The organism is Photobacterium sagamiensis (assembly GCF_050337085.1).
GTDB classification, from domain to species: domain Bacteria; phylum Pseudomonadota; class Gammaproteobacteria; order Enterobacterales; family Vibrionaceae; genus Photobacterium; species Photobacterium sagamiensis.
In genome coordinates this window covers 118,768-135,350 of the sequence record NZ_JAKJSP010000020.1, presented here as the reverse complement: position 1 = coordinate 135,350, position 16,583 = coordinate 118,768, and the positions used below count along the sequence as shown (strand labels likewise).

Here is a 16,583-nt window from a genome sequence, read left to right as displayed (position 1 = left end):
AACACCTCATAAAGCTTAGGCTTCTGCCGTTTCCAGAGCCTTTACCACTCCGGCACCCGCCATTGCTTTACAGACGTAAATCGACTCTTTCAGGCCAGTCGCTGCCTGATACTGTGCTTCAACTGCCGCTTTCACACCATCAACTAAGGATGGAGGCATGATAGCTACGATGCATCCACCAAAGCCGCCGCCAGTCATACGTACACCGCCCAGCTCACCCACCTGTTCTTTAACGATATCCACCAAGGTGTCAACTTCTCTGACGGTGATCTCAAAATCATCTCGCATCGAGGCATGAGACTGTGCCATCAGCTGAGCCATTTTCGCCATATCACTGGTACTTAATGCCAATGCTGCCTGCTCAGTACGGGCATTTTCCGTGATCACATGGCGTGCACGTTTGGCAACCACTTCATCCAACTCATTCTCACGCTGATTAAACTGTGCGATGGTGACATCACGCAATGCTTTCACCCCTAAAATACGTGCCGCTTCTTCACATTGCTGGCGACGGGTATTGTATTCACTGTCGACCAGACCACGTTTTTTATTTGAGTTGATGATCACGACTGCCATATCAGCAGGCATAGGCACCGCACGCGTATCCAGAGAACGGCAGTCAATCAGCAGGGCATGGTTTTGCTTGCCTTCAGCAGAAATCAGCTGATCCATAATGCCGCAATTGCAACCGACAAATTGGTTTTCTGCCTGCTGGCCATTGAGGGCGATCTCTTGCTGTGAAATTGGCAGATCGTACAACGCCTTGAAAGTTTGACCAATAACCACTTCCAATGCTGCGGATGAGCTTAAACCTGCACCCTGTGGAACATTGCCGCTGACAACAATATCGGCACCCGCAAACTCATAACCTCGCTCAAGCAAACATTTTACGACGCCACGAACATAATTAGTCCACATACAGTTTTGATTGAATTCAATCTCCTGTTCCAGATTAAATTCATCAATTTCATTGCTATAGTCCACCGACACAACACGTACAATCTGATCCTGTCGAGGTGCTGCCGCCACTACTGCCTGGTAATTGATAGCACAAGGCAAAACAAAACCATCGTTATAATCGGTATGCTCACCAATCAGATTGACGCGTCCCGGAGCCTGAATCAGATGAGTGGCGGAATACCCCAAAACCTGCTCAAATACACAACTGACAGTTTCGGTTAAATTTGTAGTATTAGTCATAATCTTTCTCACTGCTCACGATAATGGATGTCACTGACGGCACGTAATTTTTCGGCTGCTTGTTCCGCCGTTAAATCTCGTTGAGTTTCCGCTAGCATTTCGTAGCCCACCATAAACTTACGCACAGTAGCTGAGCGCAGCAGTGGCGGGTAGAACAATGCATGCAGTTGCCAGTGGTCAATGTCAGTTTCAACTTCCTTAAAGAAAGGCGCATAATGCCAGCCCATGGAATATGGGAATGAACACTTAAACAGGTTGTCATAACGGCTAGTCAGTTTCTTAAGAGCCAGCGCCAAATCATCGCGTTGCTCGCCTGTCAGATCATTCAAGCGGCGGATATGTGTTTTAGGTAGTAGCATTGTTTCAAACGGCCATGCCGCCCAATAAGGCACGACTGCAACCCAGTACTCGGTTTCTACCACAATGCGCGAGCCGTCTTTCAGTTCGCTGTTCACATAATCCACCAGCAAATTACTGCCGTGTTGTTGGAAGTAGGCTTTTAGATTGTCATCTTTACGCGCGATTTCATTGGGCAGGAAGCTATTGGCCCAAATTTGACCATGTGGATGGGGTTGCGAGCACCCCATGATCGCCCCTTTATTCTCGAAGGCCTGGACCCAAACATAGTCCTTACCTAGCTCTTCGACTTGCTCATTCCAGGTATCTACCACACCACGAATGCTAGACGGCGATAGCTCAGGTAAGGTTTTACTGTGATCTGGCGAAAAACAGATCACCCGGCTTAACCCTCGGGCACTTTCACAGCGAAATAAGGGATTGCCAGACTCCGGCGCTTCAGGGGTATCCGTCGTCAGTGCGGCAAAATCATTGGTAAACACATAAGTGCCGGTATAGTCAGGGTTTTTATCACCTGAAATCCGGGTGTTTGTCGGACATAAGAAGCACTTACTGTCATAGCTTGGTGCGACTTCAGTATCGACAGGTTCATCCTGACCTTGCCAAGGACGTTTTGCGCGATGAGGAGAAACCAGTACCCATTGCCCGGTTAACGGGTTATATCGACGATGCGGATGTTCAACAGCATCAAAATCTTGCATATTTGTATCAGACATAGTCAGCTTGCCTTAAATATCATAAAGGTAAAGAGGTTCGACTTTTTCGTCGGGATAACCCTGAGGATTGTTTGACTGCCAGCGCCAGGTATCTTGTGCCATTTCAGCGATAGTACGATGGGCTTGCCAGTTAAGGTCTTTATTCGCCTTGTCGGTACTGGCCCAGCATTTCGCAATATCACCGGCACGACGGGCACAGACTTGATAAGGGATCTTATGGCCACATGCCTGACTGAATGCATCAACCATTTCCAATACACTGCTACCCTGTCCAGTCCCAAGGTTATAAATGTGTAATCCTGATTTTTGTCCCACTGCGCTTAAAGCCGCAATATGGCCATCCGCTAAATCTGTTACATGGATATAGTCACGAATACCAGTGCCATCCGGAGTAGGGTAATCATTACCATACACAGATAAAGACTCACGACGGCCAACCGCTACCTGAGCAATAAATGGCATCAGGTTATTAGGAATACCTTGTGGATCTTCTCCCATAGTGCCGGATGGGTGGGCCCCCACAGGGTTGAAATAACGCAGCAGTGTGATGCTCCATTCAGGATCAGCGTACTGAATATCACGTAAGCACTCTTCAACCATGTGCTTACTGCGACCGTAGGGATTGGTCACCTGGCCTGTAGGCGTTGTTTCACTGATAGGCACTTGTTTCGGATCGCCGTACACTGTCGCTGAGGAACTGAACACTAGGCTTTTCACACCGGCCTGTTTCATAATTTCGGTGAGCATCAAGGTCCCGTGCACGTTATTGTCATAATATTCAAGCGGTTTTAGAACTGATTCACCAACCGCTTTCAGGCCAGCAAAATGAATCACCGAGCTAATATCATGCTCACGGAAAATTTTATTCAACACCACCCGATCGCGAATATCCCCCAGATAAAACTCCGGTGTCACACCAGTTAATGCAAAAATGCGTTTTAGTACTGCCTGTTTACTGTTTGATAGATTATCCAGAATGATGGGCTCTAATCCGGCTTCGATCATTTGCACACAAGTGTGACTGCCGATATACCCCATTCCACCAGTGACTAATACCTTCACTATCCCTCTCCCTGCATCTTTCACAATCTTGGTTATCTATTGATTGATAGCTAAATCCACTATCAAACAGAGACCGTTTCTGAATGGTCAAAAGTGTAACAACCAAGCTCGATCTATATTTATGATCAAGATCATATCGGTGTAAACGTTACCACCAGCAAATCACTAGTATTTATGGCAAATTAAAGGGGATAACGGTCAAAAACCAGAAAAGTAACACAAGAAAGGTACTTTTAATGAAAGAATGAGTGTAAACGTTTAACTTGGATTTGATAAGCTCACTATCTAGCTAATTAGATGGTATATTCCACCCAAAACTAAACTTTAGGTCGGTTAGTTAAAAATAAGATGAGCCGTTTGCATTTTCAATACAAAATCAACATGTTAAACATGCGTCTTTTTAGCTTCAATCAAGCTGAGTTTCGGTGGTAATCAAGTAATAATAAGGGGAATAAATATTCCCCTTATTTTCGGTCTGATTTATTAACTGTTAGAGATTAATATCAAACTGAACAATTATCTGATCCAATCAGATCTGTGTCAGCCGTTTGGTATAACGTTGCTCCAGGCATTATATATTCACCACTTTGAATCACTTCACTCAACCCATGTAAGCGCATGATCAGTAAACAGTCTTTGTTAGACACTGGCATCAAGTTGCTGTCGCTTTCTTTTTCCAGTTCCCATCGTTCCGTGAATAATCAGAACTTTTTTACTGACTAAGGAAGTAAAGTCACCTTATCTAAAACAGGCGCATTTCCTGCGCTGTTAGAAAAAGTAATGGAATTATCACCTTGATTCAGATTAACCGTAATCGTTTTTGTGGCTGGTACTCCACCGTCATAACACCAAGCACCGCTGGCAGAAAAAGTGCTTCGACTTTGGTATTCACCATTAATACTAATATCTGCTTCACGATCCTCGGAACTGAAGTAACTCACATCTAATTGATAGTCTCCAGCACGAGGGACATAAAGATTATTAATTTGTAGACTGCCATTATTGTTGCCACCGGTACCTAGTTTGTTGACCGTAAAGCCGCTCGATACCGAGGGACAACTGTCTATTATAGCGGTACCAAAAAGCGTATTTGTTGGTAACGACGCATCTAGCGAAGGGTACCACTCTCCGGTAGCTTCGCTTATGCCCCAGCTTGCCATCCAATCCAGCTTCAATTCACCATTATTTTGCTTGATCGGCAACCATACATAACGAGAATCGACCAAAACGTTACCTTTATTACTATCAGCAGCATAAATAAAAGTGGCCTCATTGCTGCCATTGACCGGAATAATGAATGCGGTTTGAGAACCAAAACCTACCTCATCACCAATATTTTTCCATTCACTCCAGGGACCTGACATTGACGGTGCCGTTGAGTACTTCTGCTGATTGGTATTCCAGCTGGTAGTCCCTGAAGATAACAATACATAGGTATCGCCCGTCTTCATTAAAGCGGGGCCTTCTCTTCTGGATTTTTTATCTACCTCTACCGGGAAATCATAGAGAAATTCTTCCACATCTCTGAAATCAGGCGTTAATTTAAAGACTTTCAGACGGCGTAAATTCTCGCCTCCAACCACCGTTCCCGGCACCCCATTCTCAAGTTCGCCAATAGAGGATACGACATAGTAACCCTCTCCATCGGTATCGACCAACATAGTTGTGTCACCGGTATAATGCTGAACGCCATCAATTTCCGGATAGAAAGTACGCTCCACATTATAATTACCACAAGGGCTGGTACTGCTGGCAACTCCTGCTTTCATGTTAGGGGCAACACCCGTAGGATCACGATATTTAAACCACATAACGAAGGAATTGGTAAGCTGGTTGAAGACAACCTTGGGACGCGCAACGATTTTATCGGCATCCAGCTCCGGGTTTTTCTCTGGAGTCAGAATGCTGTTTTCAAATTTCCAGTCAGCTAGGTTGGTTGAAGAGTAACAATTCAGGCCTTTAAACAGGTTGCTATTATGGGAGCGATCCTGCCCTACCCAATAATAGGTCCCCTCATTTTCAAACATATGGCCGCCATGAGCCTCTATCAGGTTTCCCGATGTGTCAAACCAGTCAGTGTCTGACTCGATGCTCGGAATTGTAGCTAAAGCCGGTGCTGATAATAATGCACCTATGGTAAGCGTAAGTAATGTTTTAGTTTTGTTACTATCCATCTTGCTATGCTCCTTTTAACTAATTTTATATACGTGACACGTGTTTGAGGTATATGTTTATTGTAAATAGTGAAATGGCCTACAACGGGCATGCCCAAGCCATATATGATTCATATATGTGATAGATCGGCTTATGCTGGCAGAGCGCGAATAAGCCGGAGATTCGGCGGCTCGGGATTGCGATTAAAACTTCAACTTTTTATCTTCAACCTTTACGCCCTGGGTGGGCATGCCGGTATCATAATCACGTACTACAGGCGCCACACCATCATTTGGCCGAGGTCTGAATGCCTCCATCCACTGAGCTGCTTTATCTTTACGCCAGCTACGGGCTGACCATTGATAGCTGCGGAACGGGTCACGAATATGATCCATATAACCCAGCAGGCGATCATGCAATTGGTCGCGAATCATCGCGTGCTCGGGAGAAAAAATCAGGTTATCCATTTCTTCCAGATCCTGATTACGGTCATACAGCTCATCTTCGGCAAACAGGTTAATCACCAGCTTATAGTCATTCTCAATCCAGCAGCGCACCGGAATAAAACCACCAAAGCTGTCATGCTCGATTTCATAACGATTAAATTCAACCATCACGCCACGCTTGCTGTTCTGGTGTTGCGCGATAGAGCACAAATCACAGCCTGGCAACATGTCTGTTTTATCAATATCAGCAATCTTGAGCAGAGTCGGCAAAATATCGATATGGCTAACCGGTATATCAACTTCCACGTGGCACCATTGCGCTTTAGGCGGGCGGATAATAAGTGGGATCCGGGTGATATCATCATACATGGCATCCCCTTTACTTATTAACTTATAAGCTCCCATCATTTCACCGTGATCTGAGGTATATACAACCCAGGTATTGTCTATTTCTGACTGGTCTAAATGCTTAATTACACGGCCAATTTCATCATCAACAAAATCGTTGCAGCCAAAGTACAGCGGATGACGATATTTTCCATCCTTACCGACAGGAGAAGGCATGGCTTCTGCCCATAATTTGTGGTGCTCAGGTTTGTTTTGCAAACTATCAAAGGGTTTATTTCCTAAGTCGTAGGCAAAGTCATGATATTTTTCTACATATTCTGGCGGGCAAGTAAATGGATGGTGAGGTTCATCATAAGACAGGACAAGCAAGAAAGGTTGCTGGCGGTTTTCCTGTGCTTCGTCAAGAAAACGTAATGCCCGGTTACTGATCCGGTGCGCCCAGGTAAATTCCGGGCCAATATTATTGGCTCTTAGATCTTCTGCTGTGTTGAGGCCATTATGCCATAGGGCGACTTCGTGATCGGACAGTTCAGCAAGATAGTTCGCGCCATCGTACCAGTAATCTGCATCCCACTCTTCCGGGCATTGACCCGTACCATAATAATCATGACCATCCAAATGCCACTTACCGATATAGCCAGTACGATAATTTTTGGATTTAAAATAGTGCCCCATGGTACGGATATTACTGCCGGGTGCAACATTGTTTGTCCATGGGCCCGACTGATTGGCATAGATCCCGGTAAATAGCCCAGCTCTGGCAGGAGTACAAACGGGAGCAGACGTATAAGCCGATGTAAACTGGATTCCCTTTTCTGCCAGCGCATCAATGTGGTTAGTATTAACATCTTGCCCACTGTAACATCCCACCATATTGGTTGCCTGAGTGTCCGTCATTATCAATGATAATATTTGGTTTTTCATTTTAACCCGCCTTTGTATACTCAGTTTGAGCTGTTTTGTTTAATATGCAGCGACGGTTCACCCGGTTAACATTTTAATGTAAACGTTAACAAACCGAGAGACAAAACATTATGACGATGGTCATAATGCATTACTTTTTATATTCCATTGAACAGATAGCTGAAAATGGTGGGGCTCAAATAAAATACTGGACAAGATTATACAGCCTGAACAGACTTTTCCTTGCCATTTTTCAATTCGCGGTAAAGACCAATCATTCCTTGTTCAGGAAATAAAGCTTTAAGCAGATACACCGGGTCAGTACAGATAATCAGCAATGTAAAAAACAAAGAATTAAATACAGTAAGTGCTTGAGGAAAACAAAATTCATTAAGCCACACTTTCATTATCACCTGACATACGACGCTTGAACTGCACGATGCAATGTAACGTACAGCTAACTGAACCTGAACGTCATACCCTACAGCAACTGGCGTTGAATCATATACACCGAGATATCCGCACTCGAGCCGCAGGAATATTATTATTATTGGCTCGTAAGCTTACACCTAAAAAGATCGGCGCTGAGCTTTGTGTCACTCCGAGAGTGGTATATAACTGGTATCACGCATGGTATGAACTCGGCCTTTGTGGATTATTGAAGGGGCATGCCGGAGGGCGACCTCGCGCTCTGTCACCAGAAATGGTAGCTACGGCTGTACAAGCTGCCTGTGCTGAGTCTTTGACAGTAGCCGAGATTGCTCAACGCATGGTGCTAACACAGCTTCCGTGACTGTTCCGATATTTGCAGCTCAATTTTTGTCAGTATCCAATCACTATCTCTTGCAGATCGTCTTACTCTACTCCGGAGAAACACCATATAAGTAATCTGTAACTGACTGGATTAACTCGTGCTCTCAATGTTACCGGTATGGCAGAAGAAGATGTATGCGCTATTGAACCATCTGATAGATATCATGCTAAAAGCTCACAATATATTCTCGTTGGAGTTTCTCAAACTGCTTATATTGAATAACGTCAAAGCAAAGGCTAGTGCAAAATAGTTGATGGTGTATATTTCGTAGAACTATTCACCTAGCTGATAAAGCATTCAAATGCATTGCCATCTTGACGGTTCAGATTAGGCACATAGTGCGAATAAACGCGACACAGCATGCTGGTATTTGGCTCAACAACAAAAATACCATTAAACTCAGCAAAAAGTTTTTGTTTCAAATGGTTATATTGAGGCTCTGTACACAAAAGATTGGAGCGGACAGCGAAAATCGACCCACGTCATCAGCTTGGGAAGCTGAAGTCAATATTGAGGAAATACAGGCAAGTGACAGCTGCCACACTTATTTGCTAACCAAAAAGTAGTCTTCGAAGCGTGCTAAGGTAGGAACCTTGACCGCAATATGAACGATAGCATCTCTTTATCGGTAATGAAAGTCTTGCTGGAGTAGCCATTAGTAGCATTATAGATAAGCAATTACACGAAGTTATTTACAGTCTCTCCTAGGCTTTGACTTCAAGGCCGACAATACAGGCTATTGCTTGTTTGGATCAGTTTTTGAAATTACTGATACTTTGTCACCATTGATATGATTGACCAACATCTCTACCGTAAGTGTTTGTTGTTTCAGTCGTTTACTAGCTATAAGCCTCCTAGCAATCTCATTTTTAAACTGGGATAGCAATTTACTGCTTTCTGCTAACTGGACAATAATTCGGTTAATTCCGTCAGTGCTTGCTCGGCATCTTGTTGTGATTGTTCCAATAACGTTACTCGGTTGGTTAATTTCATCAACAATGACTCGGCTGAGCCAGAGCGTGTATCCGATTCGGTTGCGAGCTGCTGAAGTAATTGCAGCGAGCTGTTGTACTCGTCTGTTATAAAGTTGTGGGTCTCTATCAGCTTGCGAAGCAGGGTTTGTCTTTCCTTCTGATACTCCTGCATCAACTGTTTCATACTGGTTTCGTAAGACTTCGATTGTTCTTGCTGTTGTTGCATTAACGCGTTGGTTTGTACTTGGTTCTCGCTCTGCATAGTTTGTATACAGTTCAGCAATTGTTGCTCCAAATAACTCATATTCTGTGCCTTTATTATTGATGATTAAATAATGATGCAATTTCTGAAATACTTTCAGCAAAGCCGCCTGTTTCTTCCTTGCTGCTTCTTCCGCTATCATGGCAGCAACGACTCGCCGCCGTTCCAACTCTTCGACTAACTGCCAACCTGTTAATGCCGGATCGAGATCTCCCAGCACCAGATCTGAATAACTGACTGTGATTTGCTCTGGTAATGGATTTCTAGAAGTAGCGCTAAACAGGCTCCCCTTGCTGATTGAAGCCTGTTTAGATAACTCAGTAGGTTCAAGCTGTTGGGACTGCCCCTCGTTCTCAGGTGTGGGCTTGGTTTGATTTATGCCAGCATTCACGGTCAAATACCTTCTGATATTGAATGCAGCACGTTTTCTAATACGATGTTCCAACTCTTCTTTAAGCTCAGTCAGGCGCTCATCGCGGCTTTGGATTATTTTCTCCCCGGCCAAGCTTTCAATGCTTTGAAAAGCACCCGAGAAAATTTTGCCTCTGAGCCTGACCGCCTTAAGTTTGTTGGTTGGATAAATGCGTATAAAGTTGCTTGAGATTTCTACATTATAAAAACCGTAGGCCTTTTGAACGTCTTGTTGCTTTAATAGATTAACGACATCATCACGATTGTTGATGCGTCTTTTGTTTATTAAATCAACGACAAGCTGATTCAGGACCTTCTTCAAATCACGATTTTTTTCATAAATTCTGGGGCCTTGTGTCAGTCTGCTACGCTCTGGATCATCTGGACTGGCAAGATCGTACTTAAAATTCAGGTAGTTACGCACAGCGTTAAGATCTCCCTCACAGCCCGGCGGGGTAGGATTGAAATATTTTCCTGTTCGCAAATGAATGCGTGGAACCACAAAGTGATTTTCAATGAATTTTTCGTGAGTATGCCTGACCCACTCAATTAAGCGATCTTCTTCGGGTAACCCCGCAAAAAACAGCGCTTCCAACAATTCTCGAAATTCAGGTTCTATTGCAGGCTTGGCCAGTATCTTCTCAGTATCTTCCTCGGCATGTGCAATAACACCGGAGGTATATTTATGTACATGCGGCGTAATCGCAATGGCATACTCAACCTGTGCCCGATTATCAGTGATCGGTTGCGGCGGCGGATTGCGTATCTTGCCATGGATCTGGCCAAGGAGATAAGTAGCTTCAGCCTCCAGTTGTACATCACCTGACTCCCTGGCTAATCTCAATAATGTTTCATTTTGCTTCAGTAATTCTTTCTGTGTATCTGTCAGGGCTGAGTACTTTCCATGAATGTAGTCAGTAACCGCGGTAGGCTTTGATGTATGAGCCCCATCAGTCTTAAAAATAGCGATAGCTGTCATTGCCTTCCTTCCTGCCTAGGTGAGGAAGGTAACCGGTAAAATTCATCGTATTGATGATCTTGTCCGAGAATTGTCATCACCTTTTTATCGTGCGTATCAAATTGTTCACATAGATGCTTAAGCTGAGTCACCACAAATAATTCATCTGCAGAAGATTTGTAAGTGTTGACCCACTTGGCTAGTTGGTTAATCAGCGTATTAAAACTGACACGCTCAACTACCACGCGGTTTATGGCACCGCGCAGTTGCTGGGTAGGCGGAATACTGACCGTTACGTTGTTAAGCGATTGGCTGGCCAGCCGGGAAACCGTCATATCGGCTTGTTGCGCCTTCTGCTGCCATTGCATTTTTTCCACAACAGAGCACCGCAGCTCGATTCGCTGGGTTTTCCTCTCGGCAAAATAAGGATAAATGTGCTTGATTACGGTAATATTCGTGTCGGTCAGTTCCGCAATGCGTTTTTGAGTGATTCTCTCTCCTGCGGAAACCAGGGTTTCAATCGCATATTCAACTGCATCAAAAAGGTGCGGATCGGATAAATAACTTTTACCAATATCTTTTTTTTTGTATTTTCTTTTTGTCATCAGTTCACGTCCATTAGAATAGATCTTGTTATCTTTAGCGGGTTTGGGTGCAACCCAAGCGAGTCAAGGGCAGCCGCCATTGCAAGGCTCCGGTCAGCGAAGCTGAGCACCGACAATGAGGAACGATTTGTACGGTGCAGGAGTAACCTTGCTCTTTATATTTTGACCGCAAAGGCGCGTTGCGAATTTATTCTGTATTGTTACCGAAAATTTTAGCCATCCCGCGTGTAGGATCAAAGTTCTCATCGTCACCACTAGAGGAGTCCGATTGCTGTCTAAGAATTAGGTTCTCTCCTTCAAGATTACCTTTTTCTAACAACAAATTATTATGCTCTTCACGTAAATTTTGATGCGCTTTTTGAAGGGCTAAATGTTGGTTCTCTTGCTGTTTCATTCTTGCTCTATCAGCAGCCATCCTGTTTTCCATCTCATAAAAATCAGTAGGCTGTTGTTGCTGGAATGAATTCTCTTGTACGGATAAGGAGAGGTCTTCAAGAACCACTTCATATCGGCTCTTCAATGCATCTAACTCAGCTTGAATAAGGTTAAGTTCAGTAACGTGTTGCTGGAGTGTTTTGACTTCATCTTGTAGTTCATCAATAACTGAGTCAGACTCTTGAAGCTGAACGATAGCATTCTCTTTTTCAATTTCAGCAAGCTTAACTCTACGTTCAATTTGCTCATGCATTTCAGAATCAAAGGCATTCCATAGACTATTCGTATCTATTTGAGCGGATTCAATAATTGTAATAAACCAGTCAGGAACAGACCGCTGCTGGTAGCTTGTCGGTATAGACGATGAGAGCACTTGATGTGCTATGCGTGCTTTTGAGTATTCTCCACCAGCAAGGGATTGTAAGTGCTTGGCTGAAATGCTCTTCTGTCCATAATTAGTGGCAATGTTGTATTGCTCCACATATTTATCAAATGCTGTTCCTTTCTCAGGATCTTTACCACTGGCTACCATCGCTTTTTCGAATGCGAGCTGTTTTTGCGTCATGTCCATCATCTTACTTACCTTCCTTACTGACTAAGAAAGGCAGGTAAGTAAGCAACAGGAAAATAGTAAGGTTAGGTAAGCAGCAGTCTTTCCCCGCCACTTCAACGTAGTTAAGCATGACCTACACTCCCATTGCATAAAGCAACTCAATCTGAGCGCAGAGCGCATCTCTCTCACTATCATCAGATGTGCTACGCAACCTCGCCAATAATGCAGGCAAATCAACTTGTGGTAATTTATTTTGTTTCAGCAAAACATCACGATTAACAATAATGCTATCGGAGTTTATTGTTTTAAACAGAGTAGCTATAGTCGCATCCGCTTTTTGCTGTTCAGATTTCAAGTTGACTTCATTAGCACGAGCATAGTGCTTTTCTACAATAGATGTGCTCTTATGGCCCAATAACTTTGCTATCCAAGCGAGACTTACCCCCTTTGCATAATGTAACGATGCACATGTATGTCTTAGTTGGCCTGGCCCACGATGAGAAATGCCTGCTTCCTTCAAGAAGCTTGTAAAAAATTGCTTACTAAACTGTTTAGGGTTCAACCAAGGTTGGCCAGTTTGATCGTTATAAAATACAAACCGCCTTTTCATTATCTCTACACTTCGATTATCCCGCTGAATAACGTCAAATTCGATAGGCTTTAGCTTAGCAGTTCGCTTCTCAAGAACCCGTAAAATTTGAGCACATTCAGGTGATGTGACGATTGTTCTTTCTGAATCTGGTGTTTTGACTACCTTGTAATCATTGGCTGGCTTTGCAAGATCAATCGTTACGCGAGCATGCTCTTTTCCTGTTTCAGCATCATCAAAAAACTCTACATTTTCCCACGTCCAACATGGAAGTTCACTTACTCTGCATGCTGTCAATACACCGCACATAAACATCATCTTAGACATGACATCAGGTGTAACTTGAGCAAATAAGACTTTCAATTCATCTTCTGATAATGGGTGTAACTTGGTACCTGAAAGCTTGTAGTTTTCGATTCTCTTCATTGGACTAACGTTAGAATCACTATGCACCCGCACGAATACCGCTCTAAGAATAGTAAAACAACCATTAATGACTTTTGCTTCTACACCGTATTCAAACATGTCTTCGACAAAATCTTCTATATCGGTTGCTGATAAATCTTTTGCTACATTGTTACCTAGTCGCTTAATAATATGCCTGGCATGTGGTTTCATACCTGTAAAAGTAGTATCAGCAACCCGTCTTTTTTTAGTTTTCATAACATGACATACTTGATATGCAACACTATTTGGTTCGTAATCTTTTTTATCTAATGAGATCACTGATTTTCTCGTACCTTTACGTTTAGCTTGTAGCTTTGCCTTAAGGCGGACTTTTCTCTCACTTATAATATTTTTCGTTTGTTTTTTCATAAATATCACCGCTTATTTTTTCGTTGTTTTCATCGGTGCCATCAATCTGATTTAAAGATAAATAGGCGTTCTCCTACGAGATTAGGTTGATGAATATGTTGAAGTTGATATCTATGCTAATGCTTAAAAAATAATTATCAACCATAAAAATTCCAATAAATTCAATAGGTTATATATTTGAAAAACAAATATTAACCGTAACAGACTGAAAATAAACAGATTATTTTTCGAAGTAAGAAGATCATAGCTAGAAGTAGCAAAGTAATAGCCAAATTTAATTACTTTAAACGTGATCCATGTCAAGATTGAGACTTGTAAGCGGTTGTTTTTATTATATATTTGTCGATTCAATAGTTAACTTAATCAACTAAAAACCGCCCTAAGTGGACGGTATAAGCATTTTTTCTCAAGCCAAGGTATGTAGACTATCTACTATCATGGTGTGGTTATTGGGTAGCTTGTGTTTTTACCAGCGTTAGGCAATGCAATCTTCGCCCTATTTGGAACTTTAGAACCGAAACGCTTGTATTCAAACTGAATACAAGCGTTTTTCGCTAGCTTTACGACTACAATTCCAGTAGTTGATCCAAAGTAATGATACAAGGCCTAAATGAGTTTTCTTGGTGAACAACATTTTCTTGCAAAAAATCATCGATAACGCAGATAATTAAGTCCGACTGACTATTTGTAGTTGCTTTTGAAGACCAGCAGCTTACAGAAATAACTACTCTCTCATCAGCATTCACATCTTTTGCCGTGATAACCGACCTTTCATTGTTGATCCTCTCAAGTACAAAACCTTGCATACTTAGGAGTACACACACTACACCGATCAATTCAGCATTGTTTATGGGTATCTTTGCATACTTTTTTCGTGTTAACGGGAGGGCTGGTAGGCTGATACCGTGATCCAACTGAATATAGATATGTTGCTGATCGTTTATCTTGCATAAATTGCAGCTATCCGTGAACCTACTTCTAATCTCCTGCTGATATTCAACGTAGAGCCAATACGGTATGATTATCTTTTCGTTATTTGGACACTTGCCTATCCAATCGAGAAATAAGGTGGATTGCTCTATATCTGATAGACCTAACAACATCTTGATATTGCTTAAACCACCAAGAAGAGCATCTATTTTTCGTTTGGATATACCTGCTTGAATCAGATCTGTTTCAGTTAAATTAGGTGATTGTTGCAATAACGACTTAGCCAAGTCAATGATGCCAATCTCAGCATGTGTAATACCTAATTTCATATACTGGGAAATATCTAAATGATTTGAATAAGAAGCCTCTTCAAGTGCATCAAGAATAGAACTACGGATATCATTAGTTAGCTTAAACATTATGCAAACCCTCCCAAAATATCGAACGTATCCACTACTTTTTGAAGATGCTTCAAATCCGATTTCTTTCCGTATCGACCAAATGTGATATTTTTATTAACATGACCAACGACCTCCGCGACATCATGTTCTGCTATACCAGCTTGTTTAAGTTCATCGATAAACGTATGACGAAAACTGTAGGCTGTTGGGCGATCACCAGCTTCAAACCCTATACTGGTTTGTATCTTGCCGAATTTGGTTCGATACTGCTTCGACCAATCGCCATCTTTACCAAGAGGCCGATAGTTAAAAAGTTGAACTGTTTTCAATTTCTTTTTTGTAGAAACAAACTCAATAAAGTTAAGTCGAAGAAGCTCCCTATGAATTGGAACAATTCGTACAGCATGTTCATTTTTCACATGCTGATTTTCACCTTCATCCGTAATTTTAAGGTAGTAAATGCCATCTTTAACTTTGAAATCAGCAGCACGCAACTGACATGCTTCTGATGGACGCAACCCGTGATAGAAAAGTAGTAGAGTTACCCACTTTAAATCTTCATCAACATTAGTAAAGTAATGACTATCAAATAGTTTTAGTAATTCAGGTAATTCCCAACGCTCTCTCTCTTCGCTTGCATGTTTGCCTTTTTTAAACTTAGGGACAATTTCTTGAGCAGGATTTGAATCGATATAGAACATGAGTCTTGCCCACTTTAAGAACTGTTTAACAGAAGCAAAAAAATCTTTATTAGTTTTCTTACTACGGCCTTCTGAGTTCAAGAGGGCCAAATACTTCATGATGTCTTGACTATTAATCGACTCAACAGACTTATTATCAACGAACTCTGCAAAATGAGTGATGCGTTGCTTCAGTTGATGGCACGTGAGATGAGTAATACCACTAGCACGTTTATTCACAATAAATTCGTTAAGAACATCAAGAATCGGTTTTTCTGGTGGATAAATATCAATATCTAAATTTGCATCGATGTCATCATGAGACTGTACTACGAAATTTTGATGGCTAACAATGTGCGTGGTACGTTTAATTGATGGGACTTTGTAGTCGACAACTTTGAATGATTTACGCCGAATTCTATCAATTTCAGCATCGAGTTTTTTCTTAAACTCTTCATAAGAGATAGGGCTTTCAGCCAAAAAAGCAGCTTTTATCGTGGAGGCAACCAAAAAGTTACGTTGGATAGCGGTCGAACGATCCTTAGTCATTAACGACACTTTTATGTCGAATGGATAGCCAATTTCCAATAATGCTTTTGGAGTACAAACCCTTGAGTAATATACAGAATTTGCTTGCTTTAGTAGGTACATTGTCTCACCTCATTGCGAATGGGTGATTTGACAACATTTAGATATGAAAAAAGCCTTTGAAAATCAAAGGCTTTATTCATAAAAAGAAGTGGCGGAGAGATAGGGATTTGAACCCTAGATACGCTATAAACGTATGCCGGTTTTCAAGACCGGTGCTTTCAACCACTCAGCCATCTCTCCAATGCGGCGAATAATACAGAGCCCAGCTCGAGCTGTAAAGTAGCTTTCGGCAAATCTATTGTTAACTGCCAAAACTATCACCAACACGAACAAATATCTCTCAATTACTCAGCCCTGCGGTTAAACTCAGGGGTTCAC

Annotated in this window: 13 protein-coding genes and 1 tRNA gene; 1 reads left to right on the top strand and 13 read right to left on the bottom strand. The window is 42.3% G+C overall.

Features of this window, described 5'->3' with window-relative positions; translation table 11 throughout:
* Positions 1-15: 15 nt before the first annotated feature.
* The 6 genes from galK to L4D76_RS09940 all read right to left on the bottom strand — a co-directional run bounded on the left by galK (position 16) and on the right by L4D76_RS09940 (position 7,593).
* Positions 16-1,200 carry a galactokinase gene (gene galK, locus L4D76_RS09965; protein ID WP_428440755.1) on the bottom strand — a complete coding sequence of 395 codons (1,185 nt, stop codon included), beginning with the start codon at positions 1,198-1,200 and terminating at the stop codon, positions 16-18.
* A gap of 8 nt (positions 1,201-1,208) precedes the next feature.
* Positions 1,209-2,273: a UDP-glucose--hexose-1-phosphate uridylyltransferase gene (locus L4D76_RS09960; protein ID WP_428440754.1), complete on the bottom strand. Its 1,065-nt coding sequence runs from the start codon at positions 2,271-2,273 to the stop codon at positions 1,209-1,211.
* Positions 2,274-2,285: 12 nt separating this feature from the next.
* Positions 2,286-3,335, bottom strand: a complete 1,050-nt coding sequence (gene galE, locus L4D76_RS09955) for a UDP-glucose 4-epimerase GalE (protein WP_428440753.1) — start codon at positions 3,333-3,335, stop codon at positions 2,286-2,288.
* Positions 3,336-4,054: 719 nt separating this feature from the next.
* Positions 4,055-5,509, bottom strand: coding sequence for a family 43 glycosylhydrolase (locus L4D76_RS09950; RefSeq protein ID WP_428440752.1), 1,455 nt, complete (start codon positions 5,507-5,509; stop codon positions 4,055-4,057).
* Between the two features lie 183 nt (positions 5,510-5,692).
* Positions 5,693-7,207, bottom strand: a complete 1,515-nt coding sequence (locus L4D76_RS09945) for a sulfatase-like hydrolase/transferase (RefSeq protein ID WP_428440751.1) — start codon at positions 7,205-7,207, stop codon at positions 5,693-5,695.
* A 197-nt stretch (positions 7,208-7,404) separates the two neighbouring features.
* Positions 7,405-7,593 carry a hypothetical protein gene (locus tag L4D76_RS09940; RefSeq protein WP_428440750.1) on the bottom strand — a complete coding sequence of 63 codons (189 nt, stop codon included), beginning with the start codon at positions 7,591-7,593 and terminating at the stop codon, positions 7,405-7,407.
* A 32-nt stretch (positions 7,594-7,625) separates the two neighbouring features.
* Here L4D76_RS09940 and L4D76_RS09935 point away from each other — a divergent pair, with 32 nt between their 5' ends.
* Entirely contained in the window at positions 7,626-7,979 is a 354-nt protein-coding gene (locus L4D76_RS09935) for a helix-turn-helix domain-containing protein (RefSeq protein ID WP_428440749.1), read from the top strand.
* Positions 7,980-8,736: 757 nt separating this feature from the next.
* On the opposite strand, the gene L4D76_RS09930 is transcribed toward L4D76_RS09935, so the two are convergent.
* From L4D76_RS09930 to L4D76_RS09900, 7 genes are all read right to left on the bottom strand, one after another.
* Positions 8,737-10,626, bottom strand: coding sequence for a relaxase family protein (locus L4D76_RS09930; RefSeq protein WP_428440748.1), 1,890 nt, complete (start codon positions 10,624-10,626; stop codon positions 8,737-8,739).
* Positions 10,623-11,210, bottom strand: a complete 588-nt coding sequence (locus L4D76_RS09925; protein ID WP_428440747.1) for a plasmid mobilization protein — start codon at positions 11,208-11,210, stop codon at positions 10,623-10,625. Before L4D76_RS09925 ends, L4D76_RS09930 begins: the two co-directional genes overlap by 4 nt.
* A gap of 187 nt (positions 11,211-11,397) precedes the next feature.
* Positions 11,398-12,219, bottom strand: a complete 822-nt coding sequence (locus L4D76_RS09920) for a hypothetical protein (RefSeq protein ID WP_428440746.1) — start codon at positions 12,217-12,219, stop codon at positions 11,398-11,400.
* 112 nt (positions 12,220-12,331) lie between these two features.
* Entirely contained in the window at positions 12,332-13,603 is a 1,272-nt protein-coding gene (locus L4D76_RS09915) for a tyrosine-type recombinase/integrase (protein ID WP_428440745.1), read from the bottom strand.
* A gap of 566 nt (positions 13,604-14,169) precedes the next feature.
* Positions 14,170-14,952, bottom strand: a complete 783-nt coding sequence (locus L4D76_RS09910) for a hypothetical protein (protein WP_428440744.1) — start codon at positions 14,950-14,952, stop codon at positions 14,170-14,172.
* Positions 14,952-16,163, bottom strand: coding sequence for a tyrosine-type recombinase/integrase (locus L4D76_RS09905; protein ID WP_428440743.1), 1,212 nt, complete (start codon positions 16,161-16,163; stop codon positions 14,952-14,954). Before L4D76_RS09905 ends, L4D76_RS09910 begins: the two co-directional genes overlap by 1 nt.
* A 191-nt stretch (positions 16,164-16,354) precedes the next feature.
* A tRNA-Ser gene (locus L4D76_RS09900) sits at positions 16,355-16,445 on the bottom strand.
* Positions 16,446-16,583: the final 138 nt, after the last annotated feature.

Bases quoted from the DNA above. Each gene is read 5' to 3' on its own strand.
- galK (WP_428440755.1), bottom strand. From the start codon at position 1,200: ATGACTAATACTACAAATTTAACCGAAACTGTCAGTTGTGTATTTGAG.
- L4D76_RS09960 (WP_428440754.1), bottom strand. From the start codon at position 2,273: ATGTCTGATACAAATATGCAAGATTTTGATGCTGTTGAACATCCGCAT.
- L4D76_RS09950 (WP_428440752.1), bottom strand. From the start codon at position 5,509: ATGGATAGTAACAAAACTAAAACATTACTTACGCTTACCATAGGTGCA.
- L4D76_RS09945 (WP_428440751.1), bottom strand. From the start codon at position 7,207: ATGAAAAACCAAATATTATCATTGATAATGACGGACACTCAGGCAACC.
- L4D76_RS09940 (WP_428440750.1), bottom strand. From the start codon at position 7,593: ATGAAAGTGTGGCTTAATGAATTTTGTTTTCCTCAAGCACTTACTGTA.
- L4D76_RS09935 (WP_428440749.1), top strand. From the start codon at position 7,626: ATGCAATGTAACGTACAGCTAACTGAACCTGAACGTCATACCCTACAG.
- L4D76_RS09930 (WP_428440748.1), bottom strand. From the start codon at position 10,626: ATGACAGCTATCGCTATTTTTAAGACTGATGGGGCTCATACATCAAAG.
- L4D76_RS09925 (WP_428440747.1), bottom strand. From the start codon at position 11,210: ATGACAAAAAGAAAATACAAAAAAAAAGATATTGGTAAAAGTTATTTA.
- L4D76_RS09920 (WP_428440746.1), bottom strand. From the start codon at position 12,219: ATGATGGACATGACGCAAAAACAGCTCGCATTCGAAAAAGCGATGGTA.
- L4D76_RS09915 (WP_428440745.1), bottom strand. From the start codon at position 13,603: ATGAAAAAACAAACGAAAAATATTATAAGTGAGAGAAAAGTCCGCCTT.
- L4D76_RS09910 (WP_428440744.1), bottom strand. From the start codon at position 14,952: ATGTTTAAGCTAACTAATGATATCCGTAGTTCTATTCTTGATGCACTT.
- L4D76_RS09905 (WP_428440743.1), bottom strand. From the start codon at position 16,163: ATGACTAAGGATCGTTCGACCGCTATCCAACGTAACTTTTTGGTTGCC.